3 pseudogenes are annotated in these 2,193 nt (G+C 49.3%); all 3 read right to left on the bottom strand.

Annotation, left to right across the window (positions count from 1 at the left end):
* Positions 1 to 185, bottom strand: a pseudogene (locus JWG39_RS15925) (group II intron reverse transcriptase/maturase); the annotation flags it as partial.
* A gap of 118 nt (positions 186 to 303) precedes the next feature.
* Positions 304 to 1,552 (bottom strand): annotated as a pseudogene (gene ltrA, locus JWG39_RS15920) (group II intron reverse transcriptase/maturase).
* A 545-nt stretch (positions 1,553 to 2,097) separates the two neighbouring features.
* Positions 2,098 to 2,193 (bottom strand): annotated as a pseudogene (locus JWG39_RS17290) (reverse transcriptase domain-containing protein); the annotation flags it as partial.

The raw sequence follows: 2,193 nt of genomic DNA, 5'->3' as shown, positions 1-2,193 counted from the left end.
AATTGCCGCACCCTTTCTTTCAATCGCTTGATTGATTTTGGGTGGATCTGAATACGGGTGAAGTTTATCATACTGGTAATTCTGAATCCGAGAAAACACATCTCCCATGGACGGGTGACGTGACTTTTTTCTTCATTCACCTTCAGATGTAAACGGTGGGTTACGAAGTGTGATACCGTCCTCATAACCCTATTGGCAGCTCTTTGACTGCAGACGAATATGTTGAGGTGAGTCGGCCGAAGGAACCTCCCCCTCAGCCGCTCTCAGAACCCGGCGTGAACCTCTCAGCTCAACGGGCTCCCATCATCCAGCCGTCGGTTTCACCCCCATTTTCCAGTGTGGAAACAGCCAGGGCTGCCTGTTGGCAACTCTCCCCAGCCAATATTCCGCCCTGCGTCGATGGCGCCTCAACCTCTTAAATTTCCGTGTTGCCCATCTGACCAGTGTCCGGTTCAGCTGGCGTAGTGTCGGGTACAGCGCTGACTTATAAAAGCGACCGTAGTAGTTTATCCATCCCTGAATAACGGGACTAAACATCTTCGACAAATCCTCCAGGGACTTATCGCTACGAAGGTGCATCTTCCAGCTTCGGGCCTTTTCCCGCATCCCCTTACCTGCTTTATTACTTAAAGCTGGCGAGAAGTTAATGAAAAACTTTCCATTGCGATTCTTTGATCGTCGAGACCGAAAGGTATAGCCAAGAAAATCAAAGCTCGTGACAGGATAGTCTTTACGACGAAGATCGTCTTTACAGTAAGCAATCTTCGTCTTCACTGGATGGAGTTCCAGACCACATTCCCTGAATCTGGCGTCAAGCTCTTCTTTGAGCGCAAATGCCTCAGTCTCAGTTCGACAGTGCACAACAGCATCATCGGCATATCGACAGAATGGATTGCCGGGATGATTCCGGTCCATCCATTTATCAAACACATAGTGCAGGAAGAGGTTGGAAAGCACCGGACTTACGATGCCTCCCTGAGGAGTACCTTTCGGCCTCTCTACCAACGTACCATCCTCTTTCTGGAAGGGAGCCTTCAGCCATCTTTCGATGTAAAGGATTACCCAGCTACACTCTGTGTGATGCCGTACCGCCCGCATCAACAGATCATGTCTGATGTTATCGAACAGTCCTTTGATATCAAACTCAAGCAACCAGTCATACCGCCAGCATCGCTTGCGAGTTATCTCGATTGCTTGAATCGCCGATTTTCTTGGTCTATATCCATATGAATCCTTGTGAAAGAAAGGTTCCACGGTCGGCTCAAAGTGGATCTTGACCACCATCTGTGCTACTCTATCGGAAACTGTGGGAATGCCAAGCAATCTCTCACCACCTGTTTTCTTCGGTATTGCTACCGTTCTTACTGGTGGTGGGAAATAACTTCCGGACGACATACGATTCCAGATCTTGTAAAGGTTATCTTTAAGATTCTCTTCAAAGTCTGATATCGTTTCAGAATCTACCCCCTGCAGCGCCTTTATTCGCCTTAACATGTTTCCATGCCTCCACTACAACTTGTTTGGAAATTTTGTACGACTTTGCCTTTTCCAAAGACTCCTCCCATTTCTGGTTGGTCATTACATTAGGCTGGATAACCCGCCCCCTTTGCTCCAGCCCCATTACAGGGCTTTCATCACTACTACGGGGCGATCCGTCACTGTGCTCCGCATCGGTACTCTCATTCTTGTGGGTCTTCCACTTGAATTTCTCCCTTAACATCGGAACGACAGCTTCCCACGTTCCACACAATAGCCTGGCTCTAGTTCACGCCGCCTTAATGCCGGACGCCGAATGGGTAGTAAACAGGTAACTCCCAAACTTATCCCGGGGCAACGACTCGACCCCGGTTTTGACGCCATCCCTATGCTTTCGACACGTCATCAGCGGTTCACTCACGTTCGTCTCCATGAGCCTTACCTGATCCCGTCATGCGGGACCTTTTCCTCAACGCTCACCACCATGGCTCTTTACCACAGCAGCTTGAGGTGGTTTGAAACCTGCTCCTGCAAGCCGGTTCCGAGGGACCTACCCTCATCTCTTGTGCAGCATGGCTACACAAGGTGTGCAACATCACACACCTGAGTGCGCCTTCGTGGCACACAGTCGTCCGCATAACGGACGAAACACAAATTACGCTTTTCAAGCTCTTTATCAAGCTCGTCCAGCACAATATTAGACAACAACGGAGAAAG

This window comes from Desulforhopalus vacuolatus (genome assembly GCF_016918505.1).
Taxonomy (GTDB): Bacteria; Desulfobacterota; Desulfobulbia; order Desulfobulbales; family Desulfocapsaceae; genus Desulforhopalus; species Desulforhopalus vacuolatus.
Note: the sequence above shows the minus strand (reverse complement) of the source record. Positions and strands in the feature narration are given on the sequence as shown.